24 protein-coding genes and 1 other annotated feature are annotated in these 25,565 nt (G+C 39.6%); of the genes, 18 read left to right on the top strand and 6 right to left on the bottom strand.

The window, feature by feature from the left end; all coding sequences use genetic code 11:
• Positions 1-58 precede the first annotated feature (58 nt).
• From M3234_RS21725 to M3234_RS21695, 7 genes are all read left to right on the top strand, one after another.
• The gene (locus tag M3234_RS21725; protein ID WP_262306710.1) at positions 59-832 is read left to right on the top strand and encodes a DUF2268 domain-containing putative Zn-dependent protease; all 774 of its coding nucleotides are present in this window, start codon (positions 59-61) and stop codon (positions 830-832) included.
• Positions 833-989: 157 nt separating this feature from the next.
• Positions 990-2,012 (top strand): ABC transporter ATP-binding protein, encoded by a 1,023-nt coding sequence (locus M3234_RS21720; RefSeq protein ID WP_262306709.1) that lies wholly within the window; start codon positions 990-992, stop codon positions 2,010-2,012.
• Complete coding sequence (locus tag M3234_RS21715) at positions 2,012-3,022, top strand: ABC transporter ATP-binding protein (RefSeq protein ID WP_262306708.1); 1,011 nt, start codon at positions 2,012-2,014, stop codon at positions 3,020-3,022. The genes M3234_RS21720 and M3234_RS21715 overlap by 1 nt, the downstream gene beginning before the upstream one ends.
• A 35-nt stretch (positions 3,023-3,057) precedes the next feature.
• Positions 3,058-4,776, top strand: coding sequence for an oligopeptide ABC transporter substrate-binding protein (opp4A, locus tag M3234_RS21710; RefSeq protein WP_262306707.1), 1,719 nt, complete (start codon positions 3,058-3,060; stop codon positions 4,774-4,776).
• 175 nt (positions 4,777-4,951) lie between these two features.
• Positions 4,952-5,917: an oligopeptide ABC transporter permease gene (opp4B, locus tag M3234_RS21705; RefSeq protein ID WP_262306706.1), complete on the top strand. Its 966-nt coding sequence runs from the start codon at positions 4,952-4,954 to the stop codon at positions 5,915-5,917.
• A gap of 11 nt (positions 5,918-5,928) precedes the next feature.
• Complete coding sequence (gene opp4C, locus M3234_RS21700) at positions 5,929-6,840, top strand: oligopeptide ABC transporter permease (protein ID WP_262306705.1); 912 nt, start codon at positions 5,929-5,931, stop codon at positions 6,838-6,840.
• Positions 6,841-7,066: 226 nt separating this feature from the next.
• Entirely contained in the window at positions 7,067-7,813 is a 747-nt protein-coding gene (locus M3234_RS21695; RefSeq protein ID WP_262306704.1) for a YjbA family protein, read from the top strand.
• Between the two features lie 59 nt (positions 7,814-7,872).
• On the opposite strand, the gene trpS is transcribed toward M3234_RS21695, so the two are convergent.
• Both trpS and M3234_RS29755 read right to left on the bottom strand, forming a co-directional pair.
• Positions 7,873-8,862, bottom strand: a complete 990-nt coding sequence (trpS, locus tag M3234_RS21690) for a tryptophan--tRNA ligase (protein ID WP_262306703.1) — start codon at positions 8,860-8,862, stop codon at positions 7,873-7,875.
• A 51-nt stretch (positions 8,863-8,913) separates the two neighbouring features.
• Positions 8,914-9,167: a binding site (T-box leader), on the bottom strand.
• A gap of 56 nt (positions 9,168-9,223) precedes the next feature.
• Positions 9,224-9,577, bottom strand: a complete 354-nt coding sequence (locus M3234_RS29755) for a DUF3899 domain-containing protein (RefSeq protein ID WP_396953977.1) — start codon at positions 9,575-9,577, stop codon at positions 9,224-9,226.
• Positions 9,578-9,788: 211 nt separating this feature from the next.
• Between M3234_RS29755 and M3234_RS21685 the strand changes: the two genes are divergently transcribed.
• From M3234_RS21685 to M3234_RS21665, 5 genes are all read left to right on the top strand, one after another.
• Positions 9,789-11,471, top strand: a complete 1,683-nt coding sequence (locus M3234_RS21685) for a peptide ABC transporter substrate-binding protein (protein ID WP_262306702.1) — start codon at positions 9,789-9,791, stop codon at positions 11,469-11,471.
• A 111-nt stretch (positions 11,472-11,582) separates the two neighbouring features.
• Complete coding sequence (gene opp3b / locus M3234_RS21680; protein ID WP_262306701.1) at positions 11,583-12,515, top strand: oligopeptide ABC transporter permease; 933 nt, start codon at positions 11,583-11,585, stop codon at positions 12,513-12,515.
• Positions 12,512-13,540 carry an oligopeptide ABC transporter permease gene (gene opp3C, locus M3234_RS21675; protein ID WP_262306700.1) on the top strand — a complete coding sequence of 343 codons (1,029 nt, stop codon included), beginning with the start codon at positions 12,512-12,514 and terminating at the stop codon, positions 13,538-13,540. The genes opp3b and opp3C overlap by 4 nt, the downstream gene beginning before the upstream one ends.
• Before the next feature lie 17 nt (positions 13,541-13,557).
• Entirely contained in the window at positions 13,558-14,601 is a 1,044-nt protein-coding gene (locus M3234_RS21670) for an ABC transporter ATP-binding protein (RefSeq protein WP_262306734.1), read from the top strand.
• A complete protein-coding gene (locus M3234_RS21665) occupies positions 14,602-15,540 on the top strand; it encodes an ABC transporter ATP-binding protein (protein WP_262306699.1) in 939 nt (312 codons plus the stop codon).
• Positions 15,541-15,586: 46 nt separating this feature from the next.
• On the opposite strand, the gene M3234_RS21660 is transcribed toward M3234_RS21665, so the two are convergent.
• On the bottom strand, positions 15,587-15,772 hold the full coding sequence (locus M3234_RS21660) for a hypothetical protein (protein WP_066317383.1): 186 nt from the start codon (positions 15,770-15,772) through the stop codon (positions 15,587-15,589).
• 541 nt (positions 15,773-16,313) lie between these two features.
• Between M3234_RS21660 and spxA the strand changes: the two genes are divergently transcribed.
• The 5 genes from spxA to pepF all read left to right on the top strand — a co-directional run bounded on the left by spxA (position 16,314) and on the right by pepF (position 22,553).
• On the top strand, positions 16,314-16,709 hold the full coding sequence (spxA, locus tag M3234_RS21655) for a transcriptional regulator SpxA (RefSeq protein WP_066317391.1): 396 nt from the start codon (positions 16,314-16,316) through the stop codon (positions 16,707-16,709).
• A gap of 339 nt (positions 16,710-17,048) precedes the next feature.
• Entirely contained in the window at positions 17,049-17,717 is a 669-nt protein-coding gene (gene mecA, locus M3234_RS21650) for an adaptor protein MecA (protein ID WP_262306698.1), read from the top strand.
• A 75-nt stretch (positions 17,718-17,792) separates the two neighbouring features.
• Positions 17,793-19,304: a cardiolipin synthase gene (gene cls, locus M3234_RS21645; protein ID WP_262306697.1), complete on the top strand. Its 1,512-nt coding sequence runs from the start codon at positions 17,793-17,795 to the stop codon at positions 19,302-19,304.
• Between the two features lie 100 nt (positions 19,305-19,404).
• Complete coding sequence (locus M3234_RS21640; protein ID WP_262306696.1) at positions 19,405-20,604, top strand: competence protein CoiA; 1,200 nt, start codon at positions 19,405-19,407, stop codon at positions 20,602-20,604.
• A 131-nt stretch (positions 20,605-20,735) separates the two neighbouring features.
• Entirely contained in the window at positions 20,736-22,553 is a 1,818-nt protein-coding gene (pepF, locus tag M3234_RS21635; protein WP_262306695.1) for an oligoendopeptidase F, read from the top strand.
• Positions 22,554-23,074: 521 nt separating this feature from the next.
• On the opposite strand, the gene M3234_RS21630 is transcribed toward pepF, so the two are convergent.
• From M3234_RS21630 to M3234_RS21620, 3 genes are all read right to left on the bottom strand, one after another.
• Positions 23,075-23,953 (bottom strand): ClpXP adapter SpxH family protein, encoded by an 879-nt coding sequence (locus M3234_RS21630; protein WP_311315679.1) that lies wholly within the window; start codon positions 23,951-23,953, stop codon positions 23,075-23,077.
• Positions 23,937-24,347 (bottom strand): globin domain-containing protein, encoded by a 411-nt coding sequence (locus tag M3234_RS21625; RefSeq protein WP_262306694.1) that lies wholly within the window; start codon positions 24,345-24,347, stop codon positions 23,937-23,939. The genes M3234_RS21630 and M3234_RS21625 overlap by 17 nt, the downstream gene beginning before the upstream one ends.
• Positions 24,348-24,492: 145 nt before the next feature.
• Positions 24,493-25,077 carry a CYTH domain-containing protein gene (locus tag M3234_RS21620; protein ID WP_311315678.1) on the bottom strand — a complete coding sequence of 195 codons (585 nt, stop codon included), beginning with the start codon at positions 25,075-25,077 and terminating at the stop codon, positions 24,493-24,495.
• A gap of 111 nt (positions 25,078-25,188) precedes the next feature.
• On the opposite strand from M3234_RS21620, the gene M3234_RS21615 reads away from it, so the two are divergent.
• Positions 25,189-25,554 carry a UPF0738 family protein gene (locus tag M3234_RS21615; RefSeq protein ID WP_262306693.1) on the top strand — a complete coding sequence of 122 codons (366 nt, stop codon included), beginning with the start codon at positions 25,189-25,191 and terminating at the stop codon, positions 25,552-25,554.
• Positions 25,555-25,565 lie beyond the last annotated feature (11 nt).

Below are 25,565 nucleotides of genomic sequence, written 5' to 3'. Positions count from 1 at the left end.
TCCTTAGAAAACCTTCATAAACTGTAAACTAGATATTACAGTTGAATGGGGTGGAGGAATGGGTGTCATTCAAACCGACCAATGGATGGAGAAGAACTTTGATCTGCCTTTGAATATCTGTAAAAAGCTGAGGCCATATTTTAAGAGCCGAAAAGAAGTTGATATATATCAAGAACTATCAAAGTTTGGAATGTACAGACCGTCTTGGCAGGCAAAAAAATACTTGGATAAGATGCTTGAAGGTGATGTCTGGAAGCGGGTAGAGCAATTATTTCATAAATATAAACATAAATGGTCCGGTCCTGACATTCCTGTATTTCTTTTTCCAATGGAACGAAAAGCAGGGCTTTTTACCAGGAAAGAGGAACGCAGGAAAGCGGGCGTATCCTATCCGGACAAAATGTTCTTGTTTCTTTCCCACTATGATGACCCGAAAGAAGTCGAGGCGCTTCTTGTCCATGAATACCACCATGTTTGCAGATTGCGGGCCCTGAATAAGAAAATGGAGGATTACAGTCTATTGGACTCGATTATTATTGAGGGTCTGGCTGAATATGCAGTTTTAAAGCATTGCGGAGCGAATTATTTAGCCAATTGGTGCAATATGTATTCAGAAAGAGAGCACGAGATTTTTTGGGAGCGGTTCTTAAAGCCGCATTTGGCAAAAAAGAAGAATGAAAGGATACACGATGAACTTTTATATGGGGGAGGGAGGTACCCCGAGCTGCTGGGATATTCCGCCGGATATAATATTATTGAAAAATTTTACGAGAAGCATCGTTATTCTACAGAACGATCTTTTGCAATTCCAGCAACTAAATTTGTGAAATAAATATGCATTATAACTTTAAAAAGCCTATTAATTCAGGCTTTTTTTATTGTCTATTAACTTAATTAATAATCTGTAAAAGAATTATTTAATTGTAATAAATCTGTCCTATTTGAATATAAGGAATTAAAAGAATAAATCAAAAGTAGGAAGGTGTACTATGAGTGCAAAAAAAACATTGCTTCAAGAGGCACCGCTGCTTGAAGTGAAAAATTTAGAGACAGCCTTCGATATTAATGGGACTTTTTATAATGCTGTAGATAATGTGTCGTTTAAGATAAGACCGAGACAGATTGTCGGAGTTGTGGGGGAATCGGGATGTGGCAAGTCCGTGATGAGCCTGTCCATCATGCAATTGCTTCCAAAAGGGATTGGGATGGTTAAATCCGGTGAAATTATCTTTGATGGTCTGAATCTTGAAAAAATGTCAGAATCACAAATTAATAAAATGCGCGGCAAGGATGTTTCTATGATTTTCCAGGAGCCGATGACCTCATTAAATCCGGTCTTTACGATTGGTTACCAGATTCAGGAAGTTTTATTTAACCACATGATAATATCCAAACAGGAAGCTAGACAAAAAGCGATCGCGCTGCTTAAGAGCGTTGGCATTTCCAGACCTGAAAAAATTGTCGACGAATATCCGCATCAATTATCCGGCGGTATGCGGCAGCGGGTCATGATTGCGATTGCCATCGCCTGTCAGCCAAAGCTGCTAATTGCAGACGAACCAACCACTGCTCTTGATGTGACCGTTCAGGCGCAAATCCTGGAACTATTGAAGGAAATTCAAGAAGTAAACGATATGGCAATTATTTTGATTACCCATGATTTGGGTGTCGTTGCGGAAATGTGCGACGAGGTTATCGTGATGTATGCTGGAAAGATTGTTGAACAAACAGATGTGGATTCATTGTTCTATAATCCTAAGCATCCATATACAATACTACTTTTGGGGGCAATTCCAAAAATAGATCAGGAGGAAGAAAGACTCAGCACCATTCAAGGTATCGTACCATCATTGACCAATATGCCTCAGGTCGGCTGCAGATTTGCCCACCGCTGTCCTAAAGTGATGTCGGAATGCTTCAACGTCACGCCGCTGCTTGCGGAAGCTGCCGATGGCCACGAGGTTGCCTGCCTACTCTATGAAACTAGCAAGCCGAGAGAAGGGGAGAGGTAATGAGTACCGTTTCTGTAGATAACAAGAAAGATAATCATTCTTCACTAGCTGAAAATTTGTTGGAAATTCAGAATCTAAAAACCTATTATCCTGTCAAAGGTGGTTTTTTCAAACGGACGGTCGGTCATGTGAAAGCTGTTGATAATATATCCTTCGAGATCAAAAAAGGGGAAATCATGGGCCTTGTAGGAGAATCAGGCTGCGGCAAATCTACAGCTGGCCGAACTATCCTTAGGCTGTTAAAACCAACCGAAGGAAAAATTCTCTTTGATAATAAAGATATTACGAGACTTCAAGGAAAGAACTTACGGGAAATTCGAAAGGATATGCAAATGGTCTTTCAGGATCCCTACGCTTCCTTAAATCCGATGCAAATGGTTGGGAATATTATTGAGGAGCCCATCTATAACTTTTCAAAAAAAAGTAAGGATGAGCTGAAAAAGGAAGTTATGGATTTATTGGAGAAGGTCGGTCTGCCACCGGATGCCTATTACAAATACGCCCATGAATTTTCCGGGGGCCAGCGCCAGCGAATAGGGATTGCCCGCGCCCTGGCGTTAAGACCAAAACTGATCATTGCTGATGAACCGGTGTCTGCATTGGACGTGTCCGTTCAATCACAGGTTTTAAACCTCTTAAAAGACCTGCAAGAGGAATTTGATTTGACTTTTTTGTTTATTGCACATGACTTAAGTGTAGTTAAACATATGAGTGATCGAATTGGAGTTATGTATTTAGGTAATCTGGTAGAGATAGGCGGAAAAGATAGTCTTTACGCCGAGCCTCTGCATCCATATACCCAGGCATTAATATCGGCAATTCCAAACCCGGACCCGCGGCAAAAGAAGGAACGAATCATTTTAAAAGGCGATGTTCCAAGTCCAATTAACCCTCCATCAGGATGCTCATTCCATCCGCGCTGTCCGATGGCAATGGAAGAATGTTCGAAATCCAAGCCGGTATTAAAGGAGGTGAAGCCAACTCATCGAGTAGCTTGCCACCTTTATTAAAAATTTTTTTCAAAAAACTCATAGGGGGGAATCAAATGAAGAAGAGAAGTATGCTCTGGCTTGCAGCGTTAATGCTCGTTCTTTCAGTATTTTTAGCAGCATGCTCGGGCGGCGGTGAAAAAGCCGGCACAAAGAAGGAAGAAAATAATGGTAAGTCTGGTGAAACGGCGGGTAAGCCCCAAGATGGCGGTACACTAGTATATGCTCTTGATTCACAGCCAAAAGGATTATTTAACTGGACATTCTACGAAGATACTGTTGATTTTGAAGTCCTTGACCTTTTTGATGAGAATTTAATTGATTATGATGAACACTTAAAGGCTGTCCCACATATTGCTTCTTGGAAAACAGAAGACAATAAGGTATTCGATTTCGAAATTAAAAAAGGTGTTAAATGGCATAATGGTGAAGAATTGTCTGTGAAAGACTGGGAATTCGCCATATACACCATTGCTGATAAAGACTATGAAGGTTCCCGTTTCGAAAACGTTAGAACCATCTTGGGTGCTCAAGACTACCATGATGGAAAAACAGATAAAATCGAAGGGGTCAAAGTAATCGACGATTACCATATTCAAATCACGTTTGATAAAGCACGCGTTAACAACTTGGATAATGTGTGGACCTATCCATTATCCCGCAAAGAATTTGAAGGCATTGCTGTAAAAGACATGCTTTCTTCTGAACAAGTTCGCTCCAAACCGGTAGGTCTAGGACCTTATAAAGTAACAAAAATTGTTCCTGGTGAATCTGTTGAAATGGAACGTTTCAATGACTATTTCGGCGGTAAACCACATATTGATAAAATTGTCGTAAAAGTAATTGATCCATCACTTTCTGTTGGTGAACTAAAGAACGGTACCCTTGATATGACTTCATTCCACCCAAGCATTATCGAACAGGTAAAGGCACTTGATAATGTAAATGCGATCACATATCCAGGACTAAGCTATTACTATGTAGGTTTCCGTTTAGGTACTTGGGACGGCGAGAAAAACGTCATGAACGAACCAAAATATCAAAACAAGAAGCTTCGCGAAGCGATGTATTATGCAATCAACCGTGAAGAATGGGTAAAAGCGTTCTTCTTTGGTGTAGGTAAACCGGTTAACCGTCCGGTTCCATCTAACCACTGGATTGCAGCAGACAATAAAGAAATGCCTCAATACAAATATGATCCTAAGAAAGCAAAACAATTATTAGATGAGGCTGGATATAAGGATGTAAACGGCGATGGATTCCGTGAAGATCCAAACGGCAAGGAATTCGTTGTAAACTTCTCTCACTATGCAACACAAAACCCAACGTTTGAAGCTCGTGCTAAAGCATTATGCCAATATTGGGAAGAAGTTGGACTGAAGACAAAGCTTGCGATGACTGATGCAAATCTTTACTACGATTTGCTAGACAAAGCTGACAAGTCAATGGAAGTATATTTCGCAGGCTGGTCAACTGGTACTGACCCAGACCCAACAGGACTATGGAGTTCTAAAACACTTTGGAACCATCCGCGCTGGGTTAATGAAGAAAGTGATAAATTATTAGATCAGGCCCTGGATATCGATGTGGTTGGAACCGACAACAATAAACGTAAAGACCTTTATGTACAATGGCAAAAACTATTCATGGAAGACCTTCCTGGACTTCCAATTGCTGAGATTGACGAAACAATGGCAGTCAGCAAACGTGTACAAGGCACTAAATTTGATGTTTCCGGCAAAAATCGTCCTAATGAATGGTGGATTAAACAATAATTACAGCAGACTAACATGCAGTAGACTATGTTAAATGTTACCAATTAGTTAATTCGTATCTAACTGTTAATCGGAGGGGAAGGAGACAGCATACCTTCCTTGCCCCTCCGATTTAAATCAATTAGGTTACATGCCTCATTGTGTTTAACATCGTTTATAGACGAGGAGAATGTATATGCTGAAATATTCACTTCGAAGAATTTTAGGCATGATTCCAATGTTGTTTCTGATTTCTATTGTCGTCTTTACCCTTGCAAAACTTATGCCGGGTGATTCACTTTCTGGTGAAATCGATCCAACTAACACGAATCCTCAATATATTGCAGAAATGCGCGAAAAACTAGGATATAATGACCCGCTGCCACAGCAATATTTACGCTGGATCGGGAATTTTGTCCAAGGGGATTTTGGAAAGTCAACCCGCTTTAAACTTGAAGTTTCGGCAGTGGTTGGTGAAAGACTTCCCAATACATTATTACTTGGGTTAACATCCATTGTTTTCACCTATATCCTGGCGTTTATCATGGGTTCTTATGCCGGACGAAAACCGTATACTTTCGGTGATAATCTAATCGGCGGTCTCAACTATTTGGGATTATCAATACCGTCCTTTATCGCTGGTGTTTTTGCTATTTTCCTGTTTTCATTTACATTGGGCTGGTTTCCATCCAATGGATCAGTAGGTATTGGGCTGACCGATGGAACATTTGAATATTGGTTAAGCCGTCTTCACCATGTTCTCCTGCCAGCATTAGTACTTGGCTTATTAAGTACCGCAAGTTACACACAATTCTTACGAAATGACATTATCGAAAACAGTCGGAAGGATTTTGTCCGTACGGCCCGTGCCAAAGGGACACCAGAAAGAAAAATTTATAATGTACACATATTAAGAAATTCAATTATTCCGCTTATTACCTTTTTAGGATTTGACCTGGTTGCCATTATCAGTGGTGCAATTATAACCGAGACTATTTTTACTTATCCTGGTCTTGGACAACTATTCCTCCAATCTGTTGGGACAAGGGATTATCCAGTTTTAATGACATTGACAATGTTATTCTCATTCTTAACACTGGTCGGTAATCTTGTTGCTGATATTTTATATGGTGTTGTGGATCCGAGAATTCGATTAGATTAGGGGGAGTTATAATGGAGGTTACTACTCAAAAGAATTCAAATGTCACAACTCACCCCTCGAGGAAAAGTTCATCGCCGTGGACGATTGCTAGAAAAAAATTCTTAAAGAATAAATTGGCTTTGACCAGCCTTATATTTTTATTATTTGTGGCCATTATTTCGATACTCGCCCCGTATATTACTACAGCGGATGTAACTAAGGTAAATATCGGGCAAATGTCATTAACTCCCTCCGGGGATCATTGGCTCGGAACAGATAAATCGGGCCGTGATGTATTTACTCGGTTACTATATGGAGGAAGAATTTCGCTTTTAGTAGGGATTAGTTGTACGTTATTTGTCATTTTCCTTGGAACATTAATTGGATCTATTGCCGGTTATTTTGGCGGTACGGTCGACGGGCTGTTGATGAGATTTACGGATTTCATCCTTAACTTTCCATTCTTAGTCTTTGTTATTGTATTAAATGCCATTTTATTTGGCAAAGTAAATGGGTTATGGGTATTAATTATGACCATCAGTGTCCTAAGCTGGGGAGGAATTGCCAGGATTGTCCGCAGTAAGGTTCTTGCAGAAAAAGAAAATGAGTATATTACCGCGGCGATATCAATTGGCTGCTCACCAGCCAAGGTTATTATAAAACATTTGCTGCCAAATATTCTGTCAACTATTATTGTTCAAGCAACAATTACCTTTGCGACAATGATCGTGGCCGAGACAGGCTTAAGTTTCCTTGGCTTTGGTGTGCCGCAGGAAATTCCAAGCTGGGGCAATATGTTAAATTCGGCGGTTGAGCCGGATGTCCTTCAATTTAAACTATGGATTTGGGTGCCGCCCGCATTAATCATCACCATCACCATCCTATCAATCAACTTTATCGGTGAAGGTCTGAAAGACGCTTTCAATCCAAAATCAAGGAGATAAAATCTACCATCCAAACATGGTAGATTTTTTTTGCTAATCAGAATTTATATCCATAAATTCTGAACGCATAAATTCAACTACGCCTCTGTCTTCGTCCTAACGGACTCTCCAGTCGGCGAGTTTTCATTTTGCTTGGATTGGAGCAAAATATATATTAAGGAATAATTTAACTTATGACTGCCCATACTGATTGACAAACAGTTACTTGAAGTGAGGGGTAGATATAATGTTATATCTTCATGATGTTTGGGTTAATTGGTTTGAAGGGGAAGAAAACGGTTATAACGTTTGCCATTTTCATGAATGGCGCAAGGATGATGGTGTCGAGTTATTGGATCAGGTACCGCTTTTAAAGGTCGAGCCGATTCTATTTAACTACATAGAGAATGACCTATCTGAACTGCCTCAACAGCTTCTGGATGATATATATCAAAAAGCGTACCTGAGAAAAAACCATGAAAGAATTCAGCTTGACTATTGTTTTGTCGTAACCGACGGTATTGGTATAATGGCTGTTGATTCAATTGGCTATAATATCCCGATTCGCAAAAGCAGATTAATTCCTAGACAGGAGCAGCTTGTTTACGAGATGATTGGTACCCATGAACCGACAAAATATAAATTTACCGGAACTTCCAATACGAAGGACTTCCATATTCTATCGCCTGAGCCAATGTTAATGACGGGGCTTACTCGTAAAGAGAGGCAATTAAAACAGCTTTTATTTATGGCGCTTGATCAATTGTTTGCCTCAAACAATGAGGCTGAAATTCGTTACTGGTTCACCGAATGGTGTCCTGAACGATATTCGGTCATTCAGGAATTGAATTTTGCAGAGGCCTGGGAGCAGCTCTATGAGGAAATTAAACTGGGGTGGACGAAAAAACATGAAATATTTTGTGAAAATTTAATAAAGGGGCAGCCATTTTTCGAAAAGCTTTGGGAAATGGAACATGGCCCGAAAGTAAATTAAAAGCCTGGCCCCAAAAGGTGTGAACAACATACCTTTTGCGGATCAGGCTTTTTGGCTATCTATCTTCTGCCGCGTCCTAGTCCCATAGCTTCTTCCATTTTTCTAAGTGTTTCGCCTGCGACTTTATTTGCTCTCTCGGCGCCGCGGTCCAAAATATCATCCAGTTCAGTTGACTCCATTAAGCTATAGTATTTTTCCTGAATCGGTTTAAAGAAATTGACTACCACTTCTGCCAAATCTCCTTTAAATGCCCCATAGCCTTTTCCTTCATACATTGCTTCCAATTCAGCAATCGATTTTCCGATCAAAATGGAATAAATCGATAAAAGGTTGGATATGCCAGGTTTATTTTCTCTGTCAAATTTAACAATACCTTCTGAATCAGTTACCGCACTTTTAATCTTTTTCTCCATTTGTTTAGGATCATCAAGCGGAGTGATAAAAGCCTTTGAATTTGGATCGGATTTGCTCATTTTTTTTGTTGGCTCCTGAAGGGACATAATCCGTGCTCCTACCTTCGGGATGCGGACATCCGGGATTGTCAAAACATCGCGGTATTTTCTGTTAAATCGCTCTGCAAGGTCCCGAGTCAATTCCATATGCTGCTTTTGATCTTCGCCAACCGGGACAAGGTCGGCATTATATAACAAAATATCGGCAGCCATTAATGGCGGATACGTTAGCAAACTTGCATTAACAGCCTCTTTGCCGGCGGACTTGTCTTTGAATTGGGTCATCCTCTCCAGTTCTCCGATATAGGCAATGCATTGCATCAACCATCCGGCTTGGGCATGTGCCGGCACTTCCGATTGGATAAACAAAGTTGCCTTTTCTGGATCAATCCCTACTGCTAGGTATAATGCAGCGAGGCTGCGAATGTTTTTGCGCAAGACGGCGGGGTTCTGCGGGACGGTAATCGCATGCTGGTCGACGATACAAAAAAAGCAATTATATTCATCCTGCAATTCCACGAACTGCTTCATTGCCCCGATATAATTACCAAGCGTAATCGTTCCACTTGGCTGTATACCTGAAAAAATAGTCTTCATGTTTATTCCTCCTAATGTATCTATAAATAAAAAAAAGCCACCCATCCCAACAATAGGGACGAATGGCTCGCGGTACCACCCTAATTACTCAAAAAGAGTCACTTAAGCACCATAACCGTTAAATTGACGGCATGGTTTCCCTTTAACGCAGAGAAAACGTCTAGTCCTACTGATTTCAATCCTAATAAAAGGTTCAGAAAGAAGCTCGGGAAGTCCATTCCGCATAATTCACGTGTTTGTTTCCACCTGCCACAAACTCTCTGTAAACGGCATTATGCGTACTACTCTTTCGTCATTGCTTTATTACTGTATTTTAGTTATATCTAATTATAAAGGAATTGCATAGTTATTTTCAAGTGTGTTAAACATAATAAGCAACAAGGGCAATCAACATAAACAAGCCGGTTACCAGCCCATGAAAAAAAAGCGGCCTTTTATCAATTGTTACCATTTCAGATAGGGATGGGATTTCGGTGAATTTTCGTTTCCTATCTTTGGAAAAGGCAAGATTAAACGATTTTCCAATTGCATCATAAAAACCACTCTGTATGGTATAGATCAGAAGAGATAAAAGTAATAAGGCTGCCGTCATATAAAAAGATATATTGATATAACTAAGTAAAGTAATTTTTTTGTAAAAAAAGAAGGATAAAACCAATATAGCTATTTGTGTAAGTGTAACCAATAAAACTCTTTTCTTAAAATGGGAGTCCACGGTTTAACCTCCATAAACCTTATTTTATAAGGGTTTTTCCTGAAAAAAGGCCTTATAAAAATACAGTATAGCATAGTTATTTGCGCTTCAAACGTAAAATTTGTAGCGAATCTGTAAATTAATTTTTAAAAAGTAATGTACAATAATTTAAAAATATGTATAATAGGGAATGTAGTAATTTTTCAGAATAATAGAAAAGGGAGGTCTACTAGTGAAGAAATCAAAACTTTCACTACTGTTAATTCTAACACTAGTTCTTAGCATGTTCCTTGCTGCGTGTAGCGGGGGAAATAAGAACGAAGGCACCGACAAAAAAGAAGGCGGCGAAAAAGCCCCTAAAGAACAACTTGCAGATGAACAGGTACTAAATATACTTGAATCTTCTGAAATTCCTGCAATGGATAGCGTACTAGCTGAAGACGTTATCGGATTCACCATGATCTCTGCTACAACAGAAGGTTTATATCGTTTGGATCCAGATCAAAAAGTTATTCCAGGTGTTGCAGAAGCAGCTCCAGAATACAATGACGATAAGACAGTTTTAACGATTAAATTGAAAAAAGATGTTAAGTGGGCTGATGGTTCACCTGTAACTGCAAAAGACTTCGTTTATGCTTGGCAGCGTGCAATCAACCCAGATACTGCTTCTCCATACGGTCCATATTTCATGGAAGGTAAAATCAAAAACGCTTCTGAAATCGTTAAAGGCGAAGCAAAGATTGAAGATTTAGGGATTGTTGCAAAAGACGATCACACATTGGAAATTACGTTAGTAAGACCAATTCCATTCATTGAATCTTATCTAACATTCCCATTGTTCTACCCGCAAAACCAAAAGTTTGTTGAAGCACAAGGTGACAAATACGCTTCTAGCGCAGCTACCTTAATTTCAAATGGTCCTTTCAAGATGACCAAGTGGGATGGCCCAACTGCAACTGAATGGGTATTAGAAAAGAACGACAATTATTGGAATGCTAAAGACGTTACTTTAACAAAGATTAACTTTAACGTTTCTAAGGATCCGCAAGCATCTGCTAACGCATTTACTGCTGGTGAAGCAGATATCACACCTAAGCTTGCACAAGCAGCAATCCTTTCTCAATATGAAGGCGATCCTGCATTATTACGCTACCAAGAGCCATCTATTTTCTGGATCAAAATGAACCAGACAAATCCAGCTCTTAAAAATGAAAATATCCGTCGCGCAATCGCACTTGCTGTGGACAAACAAGCTTTAGTCGATGACGTATTGGCTAACGGCTCAATCCCTGCTAACTTCGTTGTACCAAAAGGATTCACTTTCTATGAAGGAAAAGATTTCCGTGAGAAATCAAACGAATTCTTGAAGACAAATAAAGAAGAAGCTAAGAAGCTTTGGGATAAAGGTTTACAAGAGCTAGGAGTCAAAGAAGTTAAACTCGTTTATGTTGGTGGCGATACTGAAACATCAAAACTATCTGACGCATTCGTGAAAGATCAGTTAGAAAAAACTCTTCCAGGTTTATCACTTGAAATGAACGCTGTACCTTTCAAAATCCGTATTGACCGTGAAAATAATAAAGACTATGATTTATTATTTGGTGGTTGGGGACCAGACTATGCTGACCCTATGACTTTCATGGATCTTTGGTTGACAGGCGGAAGCCACAACAACATGGCTTACAGCAACCCTGAGTTTGACAAGATGATTCAATCTGCAAATGAGAATACTGATTTAGCTAAGCGTTGGAAAACATTGCAGGATGCTGAAAAGCTTCTATTAGAAAAAGATGTGGCACTTGCTCCAATGTATCAGCGTTCAGTTAACCTGTTAATTCAACCTAATGTCAAAGGCTTTGCACACCATGCCTTTGGACCTGACTATAGCTATCAGTGGATTAAAATCTTAAAATAAGCTATACTAACCAAATAAAAAAGAGAGTATATTTTTCGAATATACTCTCTTTTTCCCTGTTAGGGAATTGTCGAAAAATGATGAAAATTATATGAATTAGGAGGTGTAGGCATGGCAAAATATTTACTGCAGCGTTTTATCTATATGTTTATAACATTATTTGTTGTTGCATCATTAACATTTTTCCTCATGAAGTTGATTCCAGGAAGCCCATTTAATAACTTTCATAAACTCTCAGTAGTCCAACAGAATATTTTGTTGGATAAATACAACCTAAACGACCCCGTGCCTGTTCAATATTTTAACTATATGAAGAATTTGGCTACAGGGGATTTGGGCGTTTCATTCCAATTTAATAATACCCCTGTATCAGAACTCCTTGCCAGACGTATTGGTCCTTCTGCAATATTAGGTGTACAGGCAATGATTTTTGGTTCGATTATCGGGATCTTTTTGGGAGCAATCGCAGCATTAAAGCAAAATTCTTGGGTTGACTACACGTCCACTTTTCTGGCTGTTGTAGGGAAGTCAATCCCTTCATTTATTTTTGCTGGTCTGCTTCAATACTATGTAGCAGTTAAATTAGGATGGTTACCAGTTATGTTATGGCGGGGTCCTGAGTATTCGGTTCTTCCAACCATCGCTCTGGCCATGTTCCCGCTTTCCATTGCGGCACGTTTTATGCGTACTGAAATGATCGAGGTATTAGGCTCAGATTACATTACATTGGCAAGAGCCAAGGGCGCAAGCTTTTGGCAAATTAGCATTAAGCATGCATTAAGAAATGCATTGATTCCGGTTGTTACTGTTTTGGGACCATTGGCAATCAGCTTAATGTCAGGTTCATTGGTTATTGAGAAAATATTTGCGGTTCCTGGTTTAGGGGAGCAATTTGTAAAATCAATCTCAACAAACGATTATCCAGTTATTATGGGTACAAATCTTTTGTTTGCCCTATTATTTGTGGTTGTTATCTTAGTTGTAGATATTCTATACGGGGTTATCGATCCACGTATTCGTATTTCTGGGGGGAAAGCTAAATGATCAACAAAGAAACCATCATTTCCAAAGATATGTTCGCTCCCGCCCATATTGACCCGTCAAAAAGCGAAAAAATTGCGAAACCAAGTTTAAACTTTTGGCAGGATTCCTGGCTTCGTGTTCGAAAAAATAAAGGTGCAGTTATTAGCTTAATCATTCTAGCGGTTGTCATCCTTATGGCCTTTGTTGGTCCTTTGATTACACCGTATGAATACAGTGACCAAAATACAAAGCATAATAACCTGCCGCCAAGAATCCAAGGATTGGAAAATATCTCTTGGCTACCGTTTGACGGTACTCTCGAGAGACGGAATGGAACTGAATATAACGCCTATGAAGTGCGTAAAATAGATGCTTATTATTGGTTTGGTACTGACAGCTTGGGACGTGACTTATTTGCACGTGTTTGGAAAGGGACGCAAATTTCCTTATTAATCGCGTTCTTGGCGGCGTTAATCGACATGATTATCGGGGTAACATATGGTGCAGTATCAGGTTATTTAGGTGGTAAGGTCGACAGTTTTATGCAGCGGATAATTGAAATTCTCGTAGGGATTCCGAACCTAATTATTGTTGTACTAATGATTATGGTGTTAAAACCAGGGATTATTCCTATCGTCATTGCGTTAACGATTACCGGCTGGACCAGTATGGCGCGGGTAGTGCGTGCTCAAGTATTAAAATTCAAGAATCAAGAATTTGTTTTGGCTGCAAAAACTTTGGGTGCATCTGATAGTTCTATCGTTTTTAAACATATGATTCCAAATATGTTTGGTGTCATAATCATCAATACGATGTTTTCGATTCCAAATGCTATCTTCTTCGAAGCATTCTTAAGCTTCATCGGATTAGGATTGCAAGAACCACATGCATCCTTAGGTTCATTAGTGGACGATGGCTTTAAATCAATGATTGCATTCCCATACCAAATGATTATTCCATCGATCATGATTGCATTAATCATGGTATGTTTCAACCTTGTAGCAGACGGTTTGCGTGATGCGTTAGATCCAAAAATGCGTGATTAGAAGGCAGGTGAATGGTAGTGGAGAAAATATTGCAAGTAAAAGATTTAAATATTTCGTTTCATACCTTTGCAGGTGAGGTAAAGGCAATCAGGGGTGTCAGCTTTGATTTGCTTAAAGGGGAAACGTTAGCGATTGTTGGTGAGTCAGGATCGGGGAAATCTGTAACGACAAAATCGATTATGAGATTGCTTCCTGAACACAATTCCGAGATAAAAGGCGGGGAAATCCTTTTTGAAGGAAAAGACCTGACCAAATTAAGTGATAAACAGATGCAAAAAATCCGTGGGAAGGAAATTTCAATGATTTTCCAAGATCCAATGACGTCATTGAACCCAACCATGAAAATCGGCAACCAAATCATGGAGCCGCTGATTAAGCATCAAAACATGAGCAAGCATGCTGCAAGACAAAGAGCCATTGAGCTATTAAAGCTGGTAGGTATTCCTAAACCGGAAATTCGCATTGATCAGTATCCACATCAATTTTCTGGCGGGATGAGACAAAGGGTTGTTATTGCCATCGCATTAGCCTGCAATCCCAAGGTCTTAATTGCTGATGAGCCGACAACTGCGCTCGACGTTACCATCCAGGCGCAAATTCTTGAGTTAATGAAGGATTTGCAAAAGAAAATTGATACATCGATTATATTTATCACCCATGACCTAGGCGTAGTTGCTAATGTGGCGGACCGAGTTGCCGTTATGTACGGCGGGAAAATTGTGGAAATCGGAACAGCCGATGAAATATTTTATAACCCACAGCATCCATACACTTGGGGATTAATCAGTTCAATGCCGGATATGGATACAGATGATGAGGAGCTATATTCCATTCCGGGAACACCGCCTGATTTGTTAGATCCTCCTAAGGGGGACGCGTTTGCACCAAGGAACCCATTTGTATTGAAAATAGATTTGGAGCAGGAGCCGCCATTCTTTAAGGTTTCTGATACCCATTATGCTGCGACATGGTTGCTTCATCCGGATGCACCAAAGGTAGAACCGCCTGAAGCAGTTAAAAGACGTCAAAATCAGTTTGTTGGCGCAAAGGGGGCGAAATAGATGGCCGAAAGAAAAAAATTACTCGAAATCAAAAATTTAAAGCAATATTTTAATGAAGGTAAACCGAATGAAGTTAAGGCTGTAGATAATGTATCCTTTGATATTTACAAAGGGGAAGTAATGGGGCTTGTCGGTGAATCCGGCTGCGGTAAATCAACCACAGGGCGGACAATCATTCGTTTATATGATGCTACTGGCGGGGAAGTCTTGTATGATGGGGTTAATGTTCACGGCAGGAAATCAAAGAAAGAACTAAAACAATTTAATCGAAAAATGCAAATGATTTTCCAAGATCCTTACGCATCATTAAACCCTCGATTGAAAATAGCCGATGTTATTGCCGAGGGAATTGACATCCATGGCCTGGCAAAATCAAGGCAAGAACGGATGGAACGTGTTTATAGCCTGCTAGAAACTGTCGGCTTAAATCGTGAACATGCAAACCGCTATCCGCACGAGTTTTCTGGTGGTCAGCGGCAACGGATTGGAATTGCCCGTGCTTTAGCCGTTCAGCCAGAGTTTATTATTGCGGATGAGCCAATCTCTGCACTGGACGTGTCTATTCAGGCACAGGTTGTAAACCTGATGAAAAAGCTTCAGCATGAAAAAGAATTGACCTATCTGTTCATTGCCCACGATTTGTCCATGGTTAAATACATTAGTGATCGTATCGGTGTTATGTATTTCGGCAGAATGGTTGAATTAGCAACATCAGAAGAACTTTACCGAAATCCACTGCACCCATACACCCAATCCTTGCTGTCAGCGATTCCAGTACCGGACCCAATCAGTGAGCGGACTAGAAAGCGGAAATCCTATGATCCAGCAAGCCATAATTATGAAGACAACGAACCAGTTGAATTCCGTGAAGTGACACCGGGCCACTTTGTTCTCTGTTCTGAGAAAGAATTCAAGCAGTATCAGGCTCAAGTCAAATAAAAAAAGACGATCTCTGCAATTGAGATCGTCTTTTTTAGACAAATTGTTACTTTCTCTTACCGCCAACTTGTTTCCAGCCAGTTTGGAATCTGGCGCTTTTCTCGACAAATTCACTTCGGCGTTTTCCGCCAAAAACCTTTTCGCCAATTCCGTTTGTAATTGGACCCATTAATGCGGTGATTCCAATGACTAACAGAGCAACAATTAAAAAATCCATTATGTAAGCAGTCATGATTGTCCCCCCATTCGTTGCATTCAATAATAACCCTTACACTCTATTTTAAAAGATATTTGCATTTAATGAAAGAGGAAAATACTAAGGCACCTTTTAACCATTGTCGTTGCAATGAATGCGTTTTCATTTAATGTCTTTTAAATGAGAATATTCCATGCAGTAATTTGAAATTGTTCCGGTTAGATAGTAAATATTTGAAGTTTTTAATTGTATTAGCCTTTGATTACCCACAAAAAGAATGCTGGACAACCGAATTTTTTATTAACCGAAGTGAAGACTTTGTAAAAAACAAGAAGAAAACAAAAAATATTATGAAACTTTTTTGAGAATTATACGTCTTATTAAGTGGAACCTATTCAATTTATTGTTTACTATGACGTGAATATTTTTTGAAAAAAGGATACCTTTTTCATAGGTAGTGGTGTATAATTAATGATATAAATTACTTGTTTATAATAATTTTAATTTTTCTAGTTATTTATCTTTATACAATGGGTACATTATAGATTAGTAAACATTAGAGGAGTGTGAAAGACGGATGGTTACACTTTACACCTCACCAAGTTGTACATCATGTCGCAAGGCAAAATCATGGCTAGAAGAGCATGAAATACCATACAAAGAAAGAAATATTTTCTCTGAGCCGCTTTCCATGGAAGAAATAAAGGAAATTTTGCGAATGACCGAAGATGGTACGGATGAAATTATTTCAACCAGATCGAAGACTTTTCAAAAGCTGGATGTAAATTTAGATACAATGCCTCTGCAAGACTTGTTCAAACTCATTAAAGAGAACCCGGGCTTATTGCGCCGTCCAATCATTATTGACGAGAAACGTTTGCAGGTTGGCTATAATGAGGATGAAATCCGCCGCTTCTTGCCTAGAAAGGTAAGAACATTCCAATTGCGTGAAGCACAAAGAATGGTAAATTAAAAAGGGCCTCCAATGGAGGTCTTTTTTCGTCTTGAAAGGTTTGATGTTTTCCTTGTTATTTGCTATAATGAAAGGAATATCTAAATTAGTAATTCAATTCCCTTATGAGTAATTTAATCCCAGTTCATATGAAAATAGGCAGATTTACGTTTTTTATGATTTTTATTCTTTTTATTTCCCTTAATAGTTTATTTATCATAAAATGAAAGTACAAGAGTATTTACTTTTTTGAGGAAAAATCTGTTCGAATAATCCTTTTTAGAGGAGTAAATGCTAATGGCATTATCTGCTGGGGGTATTTAGTCCCTTCAATATGAACAATGGAAGGGAGAGGTTTAAATGGAGATTGAACGCATCAATGAGAATACGGTAAAATTTTATATTTCATATGTTGATATAGAAGAGAGAGGTTTCGATCGCGAAGAAATATGGTACAATCGTGAACGGAGCGAAGAACTCTTTTGGGAAATGATGGACGAAGTTCATGATGGTGAGGATTTTGTGGTTGAAGGTCCGCTTTGGATTCAGGTACAGGCTTTGGATAAGGGACTCGAAGTTCTTGTAACCAAAGCACAGCTTTCGAAGGATGGACAAAAGTTTGAACTTCCAATTCCAAATGATAAAACCAGAGACTTACCGGTTGATGAAAAAATAGAAGAGTTATTGGAACAACATTTCGATCCGAATTTTTCGGAAGCTGAGGATTTACTCGATGAAGAAATATTGGAGTTTGTCCTTGCCTTCAGAGATTTTGAAGATGTGATCAGCCTCTCGAAGCGTCCTGGATTGGAAAGTATCGTTACAAAACTTTATCATTTTGAAGGCAGATATTATTTGTACACTGAATTTCCTGAGGATCTATTTGAAGAGGATGAAATTGACGATTTGTTAAGTGTGCTCCTTGAATATGGCTACGAAACACAGCTAACCATACATCGGCTTCAGGAATATGGCAAGGAAATAATTTCTGAGAATGTTTTTTCAGAACTCAGGAAACATTTTGACTGATAAAAAATACCGATTTCACTGGTGAAATCGGTATTTTAGCTTAGCGGAAGGTTTTTTGCAGGTGAGGTGAGATACATGAAGAACACGGTAAGGGTTGTCATTTTTTTAATTGTGCTATCCGTACTATTGTTTTTCTTTAGGAATCAGTTGGAGAGCGGTTTAATTGGATTCTTAAGTGTATTGATTTCGCTTTCGGTTATTTTCATTGGATTTGTTATCTTTCTAGAAAATCGGCATCCCGCTCAAACCATTACCTGGTTGATTGTATTGGGGAGTTTTCCGCTTGTCGGATTTATTTTTTATTTGCTTTTTGGACGAAATCATCGGAAAGAAAAAATATTCCGCAAAAAATATTTCCTTGATAAACAGGCCTTCTTGACTGTTGAAGGGGAAAATGACCCAAGAAGCGAGGAGAAGCTTCAGTTAATGGGAGAACACCAAGGGAAATTATTTAAACTCGCGCAGAAGCTTGGCAACAGCCCGATCTCCTTTGATACTGCAACAAAAGTATTAACCAACGGCGAGGAAACCTTTCGTCATATTATTGAAGAATTAAACCGGGCCCGGCATCATATTCATATGGAATATTATATTGTTCGTCATGACCAAATTGGCGAGGAAATAAAAAATGTCTTAATTGAAAAGGCAGGTCAAGGCGTCAAGGTTCGTTTCATGTATGACGCAGTCGGTTCCTGGCAACTATCAAAAGCTTATATAAACGACCTTAAGAATGCCGGTATCGAAACGGTCTGCTTTGGTCCAGTTAAATTGCCGTTTTTAAATAATAAATTTAATTTCCGCAATCATCGCAAAATTATCGTCATCGATGGCAATATCGGGTTTGTCGGCGGATTAAATATTGGCGATGAGTATTTGGGAAGGAACAAGGATATTGGCTTCTGGCGGGATACCCATCTATTGCTTAGAGGTGAAGCGGTTCGGACGCTTCAGTTGATTTTTCTGCAAGATTGGTATTATATGACGAATCATAGCTTTTTGACAGCTGAGTATTTATCCCCGCAAATTGACGAGAAAAGTCACGGAGGGGTGCAGCTGATTGCCGGAGGTCCGGATAATGAATGGAGCGTAATCAAGGACATCTTTTTTTCAATGATTGGCTCTGCGAGAAAATCAGTCTGGATTGCCTCTCCATACTTTATCCCTGACGAAGATATTTTTTCAGCCATTAAGGTTGCAGCCCTTAGCGACATTGATGTCAGGCTGCTGGTCCCAAACCGTCCAGACAAACGAATTGTGTTTCACGCTTCCAGATCCTATTTTCCGGAACTATTGGAAGCTGGGGTCAAGGTGTACGAATACGAACGAGGGTTTATGCATAGCAAAATAGTAATAGTTGACGGTGAACTGGCTTCGATTGGAACATCCAACATGGACATGAGGAGTTTTCACTTAAACTTTGAAGTGAATGCTTTCCTGTTTAAGACAAAAAGCACGCAGAAGCTTGTGGCTGAGTTTTTAAACGATCTGGATTACTCAAAACAATTAGAATTAAAAACATTTGGACAGCGCCATATTGGCTTGAGGTTATTGGAGTCTACAGCAAGGCTTCTCTCACCGCTGCTTTAAAAAAATATCCGTCGAAAGGCGGTTTTTTTTTATTTAGAAGAAGATAAAAGGATTTTGTGGAATCCTGTCGAATATCAACTAAAGAAAGGAGGAGTTGAAAGTGTTAACAGCAAAAACTAAAGTCGGCACGCTGATTTGCTTGGCGAATCAGCAATCAAAGGAATCTTTATTGAGGTTGCGAGATTATGAGGAATTTTATTGTCCAGAATGTGGTGAGCCAGTTTTGCTAAAACTGGGAGACCAGCGGATTTTCCATTTCGCCCATAAAAGGGGAAGCACTTGCCAAGATTCATACGAACGGGAAACTGAGGTCCATTTGGAAGGAAAGCTTCAGCTTTACCAATGGCTTATCTGTCAAAAAATCCCCTGCATACTGGAATACTACGACAAGGAGATTGGTCAGCGGCCCGATATTTTATTCCGGTTTAATGGCAGAAAATATGCTTTGGAATTTCAATGCTCACCATTACCAGAAACCGTATTTATTAAGCGGACGAAAACTTATCTTGAACATGATTATATACCGCTTTGGATTGTTTCATCTCATCATCTTCACCCCACTTATAGAAGGACTGTACCTCTATCTAATTTTCTTTATTTATTTTTACGGGCTTCAGATGCAGGCCAATTTTACATACCCGCCTATTGTCCTAAAACGAGAAAATTTCACATTGTTAGCTCCATTACTCCTTATTCGGTTAAAAATGCTTTCGTTCATCAATCCAACTTTCCAGTGGCATCGACTTTAATACAGGACATTTTGGAGCCGAGTAAACCATCAAATCAGCTCAAATTTTCATGTTGGACCCGCGAACTGGAAAACTATACTTTTAAATGGGCGCTGCATCCAGGCCTTGGCAAAAATCCGTTTTTGCAGGAACTTTACAAGCGAAATCTTAATCTCTTTTTATTGCCCCCTGAAATCGGCCTGCCTGTGCCACATTCCTTTTATATCTATAGTTCCCCAGTCATTTGGCAAACCTATCTATTTCTCGATCTCTTTGCGGATAAGAATCCAGGGGACTTCATTACTTTACAAGAGTTGACCTGGCAGGTTAATAAACGAATCAGTCGTAAAGAAATCATGATCCGCCATTTACCGCAGCTTGATTCGGTACATCCGATGATTCCTGTACTTGAGTATTTTCATCAACTAATGGGTCTGGGTATTCTTACCAGGATAAATACCGGCGCTTGCCAATTGAACCGAAACATGACCATCCCCCGCTCCAATTCAGAAAAAGAAAAAGCAACGCAGCTTTTCCAGCATGTTTATCAGCAATTTTTGAAAAATAGCTAAATGAAAACGGGGGAATGGGCATAATAAAGGAAGCCTTGCAACATTTTTCAAGGCATAATAAAGGAAATTGGTGGAATGAAGAGAATATAATGAAAGGGTAGCAAATTAAACTTAAGAATGGAGGATGGACAATGGCGAATGAAGCTTCTGTGAAATCACTGCCGGCAAGAAGTGAAATACCTGTCCAAGATACATGGAAATTGGAAGATATTTTTGCCAGTGACGAGCAATGGGAGAAAGAATTTCAAGAGGTTAAGAGCCTGATCCCAGGGATTAAGGATTTTGAAGGGAAGCTAGGGACAGGTGCGGAAACTCTTTATCAGGCACTGCAGTTTCAGGACAGATTAATGGAACGGCTGGGCAAGCTTTATACATATTCCCATATGAGGTATGATCAGGACACAACCAACTCCTTTTATCAAGGTTTGGATGACCGGATCAAAAATCTCTACTCCCAGGCAGCTAGTCAACTGGCGTTTATTGTACCTGAATTGCTCTCAATCGAAGAAAGCAAATTGACTGGATTTTTATCTGAAAAGCCCGAGTTAAAGCTATATGAACATGCCCTCCAAGAAATCAACCTTCAGCGGCCGCATGTATTAAGTGCGGAACAAGAGGCGCTGCTTGCAGAAGCAGGTGAGGTAATGAATGCTTCGAGCAATACATTCGGCATGTTGAACAATGCAGACCTGGAGTTCCCTTCAATCAAGGATGAGAACGGGGAGGAAGTGGAAATTACTCACGGCCGTTATATCCGCTTCTTGGAAAGCGGTGACCAGCGTGTCAGACGCGATGCATTTAAGGCAGTATATAAAACCTATGGTGATTTTAAAAATACATTTGCAAGCACCTTAAGCGGAAATATTAAGAAGGATAATTTCTATGCAAGAGTGAGAAACTATAATTCAGCCCGTCATGCTGCGCTTGCTGCCAACAATATTCCAGAATCCGTTTATGATAATCTGGTGAACACCGTTAATGAAAACTTGCATTTATTGCATCGATATGTAAGTTTGAGGAAAAAGGTTTTAGGATTGAACGAGCTTCATATGTATGATCTTTATACACCACTTGTCAAGGATGTCAAGATGGAGATTAAATATGAGGAAGCAAAGGACTTGGTGATCAAGGGCCTCTCGCCACTTGGCGAGGAGTATTCCAACATTCTAAAGGAAGGTTTCGAAAATCGCTGGGTCGATGTCCATGAAAATAAAGGCAAGCGCAGTGGCGCTTATTCCTCCGGAGCGTATGGGACTCATCCGTATATCCTGATGAACTGGCAGGATAATGTCAATAACTTATTTACTTTGGCCCATGAGTTCGGACATTCCGTTCACAGCTACTATACAAGGAAAACTCAAGCGTTTCCTTATGGGGATTATTCCATTTTCGTGGCTGAGGTCGCATCCACTTGTAATGAAGCGTTGCTGAATGATTATTTATTAAAAACAATTGATGATGAACAAAAGCGGATTTACTTGCTGAATCACTATTTGGAAGGTTTTAGAGGCACCGTATTCCGCCAGACGATGTTTGCCGAATTTGAGCATCTCATCCATCAAAAAGCGCAAAATAATGAAGCATTAACAGCCGATTCCTTAACAGAACTTTATTATGAGTTAAATAAGAAGTACTTTGGTGAAAAGGATATTGTCATTGATGAGGAAATTGGCCTGGAGTGGGCAAGAATCCCGCATTTCTATTACAACTATTATGTATACCAATATGCGACTGGCTTTAGTGCGGCAACAGCTCTAAGCAAGCAAATCTTGGAGGAAGGCGACCGCGCGGTTAAACGTTATATCGAATACCTCAGCGCCGGAAGCTCGGATTATCCTATAGAAGTACTGAAAAAAGCCGGTGTCGATATGACAAGCGCCGAACCAATCAAAAATGCCTGCAAGGTATTTGAAGAGAAACTGAATGAACTGGAACAGCTATTATCCTAAGAGAAAGGGATGGCACCTAAAGGGAGCCATCCCTTTTTAGAATCCCTTAAATCTCTTTCTATCATTGATTAACACAGCAGGAATAAAAATCGCGATCAGTAGAAGTGGAATACTGATGAGCAAAGGGAATATTTTCATTAAAGCCAAAATATGCAGAAAAAAAGCGATTAAAAAAAACAACAGCATAATAGCGCTATAAAATTTTTTCAATATAACATTCCACCTCTCGGCTAAAGCGCGAATATAAATCTACATTATCATGTCTATTGACGAAATTATGAAATTATGATTATTTGACAATATTGTGAAACAATCTACAAGAGTATTGTCTCTAACTTGCCCCCATGCTATATTTAATACGTGAAGTTGATCACAACAAACATATACCCCTTTGTTTGACCGTGAAAAATTTCTCCCATCCCCTTTGTTCGTATTAATAGGAAATGCCTTGCAGCGGAAACTGCAGGGCATTTTCGTTTTTATGGAAGAATAACAAAATGCCGGGCATATCCGGCATTTTTTCAGCTCTCGATGTATCGCCAAAATGTTCCGTATTTGGCGGGGATTTGTTCGACCACTTGCTTTAAAACCAATTTTTTCATTTCCCGCTCAATTTGAGACACAGTCATATTATAAACAACAGCTATTTCTTTCGTTGCGACAAACTTGAATGCCTTCAGGAAGGTTTCCAATGGCGGCGGAGTCGACTTTTCCGGCTTCTCGGTTAACATTTCTTCGAGAATCTGAACATAAACGTCATACGGATAACTGCCGGTAATTTTAATCCCTTCATCCTCTACATTTTCATTAAAAAACACGAGGGTTGGAATCTCATGAACATCCATTTCGGATGTAATTTGCAAATCATTCTGAAACGCCTTTGATGCAGATTCCGAATGCATATCTTTGGTGAATTCATCCACATCGAGTCCGACACTTTCGGCACAAGCCTTTAAAACCTCCAGATTCGAAATGTTTTGTTTCTCCAAAAATAGCAGTTCCTGGATTCTGCGCAAAAAGCGGATACCCGCCCGTCTTCCTTGCAGTTCCGACGCTTTTAAAGCTAACGAAACATTATACGGGGCGTCGACAGGAGTTTCATGCCAAAGGCTTCCGTCACATGACATTCCTGACCTGCTGGCTGTTTTTTCCCACAATTCCGCAATACTCTCATAATTTTTCTTTTTGCTAAGATTTAAATTGGCCAATCTGCCGCTCAAAACATGCTTAAGTGAAAAATAACGGCCATATTCAATCTGAAGTTTTTTCAAAATCGGTTCGAGAGCCCAGCATTCCGGGCATAATGGATCAATAAACATATAGATCTCCAGCGGTTTTTTATCGCTGCCGCCGCAATGGTGCTTCGAACTTTGTGACCAGAAACTATTCACGACTTTCACCCGAATCTCTTTTATCGTCTGGCGTATTGATCATATGCTGGGCCGTTAAATAAAGCCGCGAATAAAATTCGTCCCGCAAGTTTCCTGTTAACCCGCACAAATCCATTGCCTGGGACATGCAGGAGAGCCAAGCCTTTGCCCGAGCAGGCGTAACCGGAAAAGGAAGATGGCGGGCGCGCATCATAGGATGGCCATGTTCCTCGGTATACAGCGGAGGCCCTCCTAAATATTGAGTTAAAAATTGCTTTTGTTTACGGGCAATCTCCGTAAAATCATTAGGGAAAATCGGGGCAAGGTCAGGATGTTGTGCAACAAGGCCATAGAATGTTTCAACAAGTCGATGGAGAGTTTCTTCTCCAATGGCCTCGAAAGGTGTTAAGCTTTTCTCAATCATGTTGACAACTCCTCTAATTACTTTAATAAAAAATGCTTTTATGCAACCTTTGCAACATCATTGTTTGCTTTATTGTAACAATGCCCATTTCATATCTCAAATTTCTTGCCTTGATTCTAAGTAGTTTATCAATATAAATACAGTATTAATCTGCGTATTTTTTCTCATAGAACCTCTGGATTTTATTTTTTGTGTGTCGAACGGGAATGCCAAATTGCTTAAGTAAGGCAAGGAAGGATTCTTTGCCTGGCTGTTCTTCGTTTACTTCAAGCTCCAATTCATAATCCTCGTTAGCTAAGTAGAGGCTGTGGTCGAGAACGAGTAATCCTTGGCTATATTCCACCTCTACCCTTCTAGTGGTCATACACCCAAAATATTCTAGGTTTGAGAAGGGAATCCCGTTGTCTTCGATTATTTGTTGAATTTTACCTAATGGGAGCTTGTTAAACCCAATTGCCTGGTGGGCTTCTTCTTCGCATATTTCCTGATTTGTTTCGAGAAGTCCGATATCTGCCGGCTGCTTTAATGTCATCTCCCAACCGTCCGGTTTTTTTCTGATTCTAAGTGCGGTACCTAAGGTCTTCAAGGCAAATTCAGGAGTGTCAAAGTAGTGATTTTCTTGGGAAAAAATTTTTTTCTTGTCGATGTTAAACTCCTTTAAAAACCTTTCGTATTCGTTTTTAGTCAAGATATTTTTGAATTCTATTTCAAGATTTTGGGACATCATCATGTTCCTTTCAAGGGATTCATTTCTCCATTATCTCATTTTAAAATGAAACTGCAATCCTTGGGAGAATTGGGGGGATTATGCTAAAATAGGAAGATGGAGGTGCTAGGCTGCATGAAGAAAAGGATAACAGTAGAGACAGCAGTAATTTCCGCTAGTAAGCTGATTTTTAGCGCGGATGAATCAATTGAAAATCTGCATCCAGGAGGGCAAGTTCTTGTCGATACCGACCAAGTAGCTTTTATATACTTAATGGAGGGACAGGACGATTATACATATATTGCGATACCTGAACGTTTATGGCCGATTGTAAAAACGGCCATGGATCAAGCTTTGCGTGTTTGGATTACTTATCGTGATGGTCAAATGGAGCTAGTTGACTTTCAAGACGAATTGGAATATGTCATCGACAATATTAAAGGGAATAGCAATTATGGAAAAGAAATGGTCGCAAAAGTAGAAGAAGTTTTTCAAGGGTAATTTGTTATTGT

It is taken from the genome of Neobacillus niacini (assembly GCF_023715785.1).
GTDB classification, from domain to species: domain Bacteria; phylum Bacillota; class Bacilli; order Bacillales; family Cytobacillaceae; genus Neobacillus; species Neobacillus niacini_E.
Note: the sequence above shows the minus strand (reverse complement) of the source record. Positions and strands in the feature narration are given on the sequence as shown.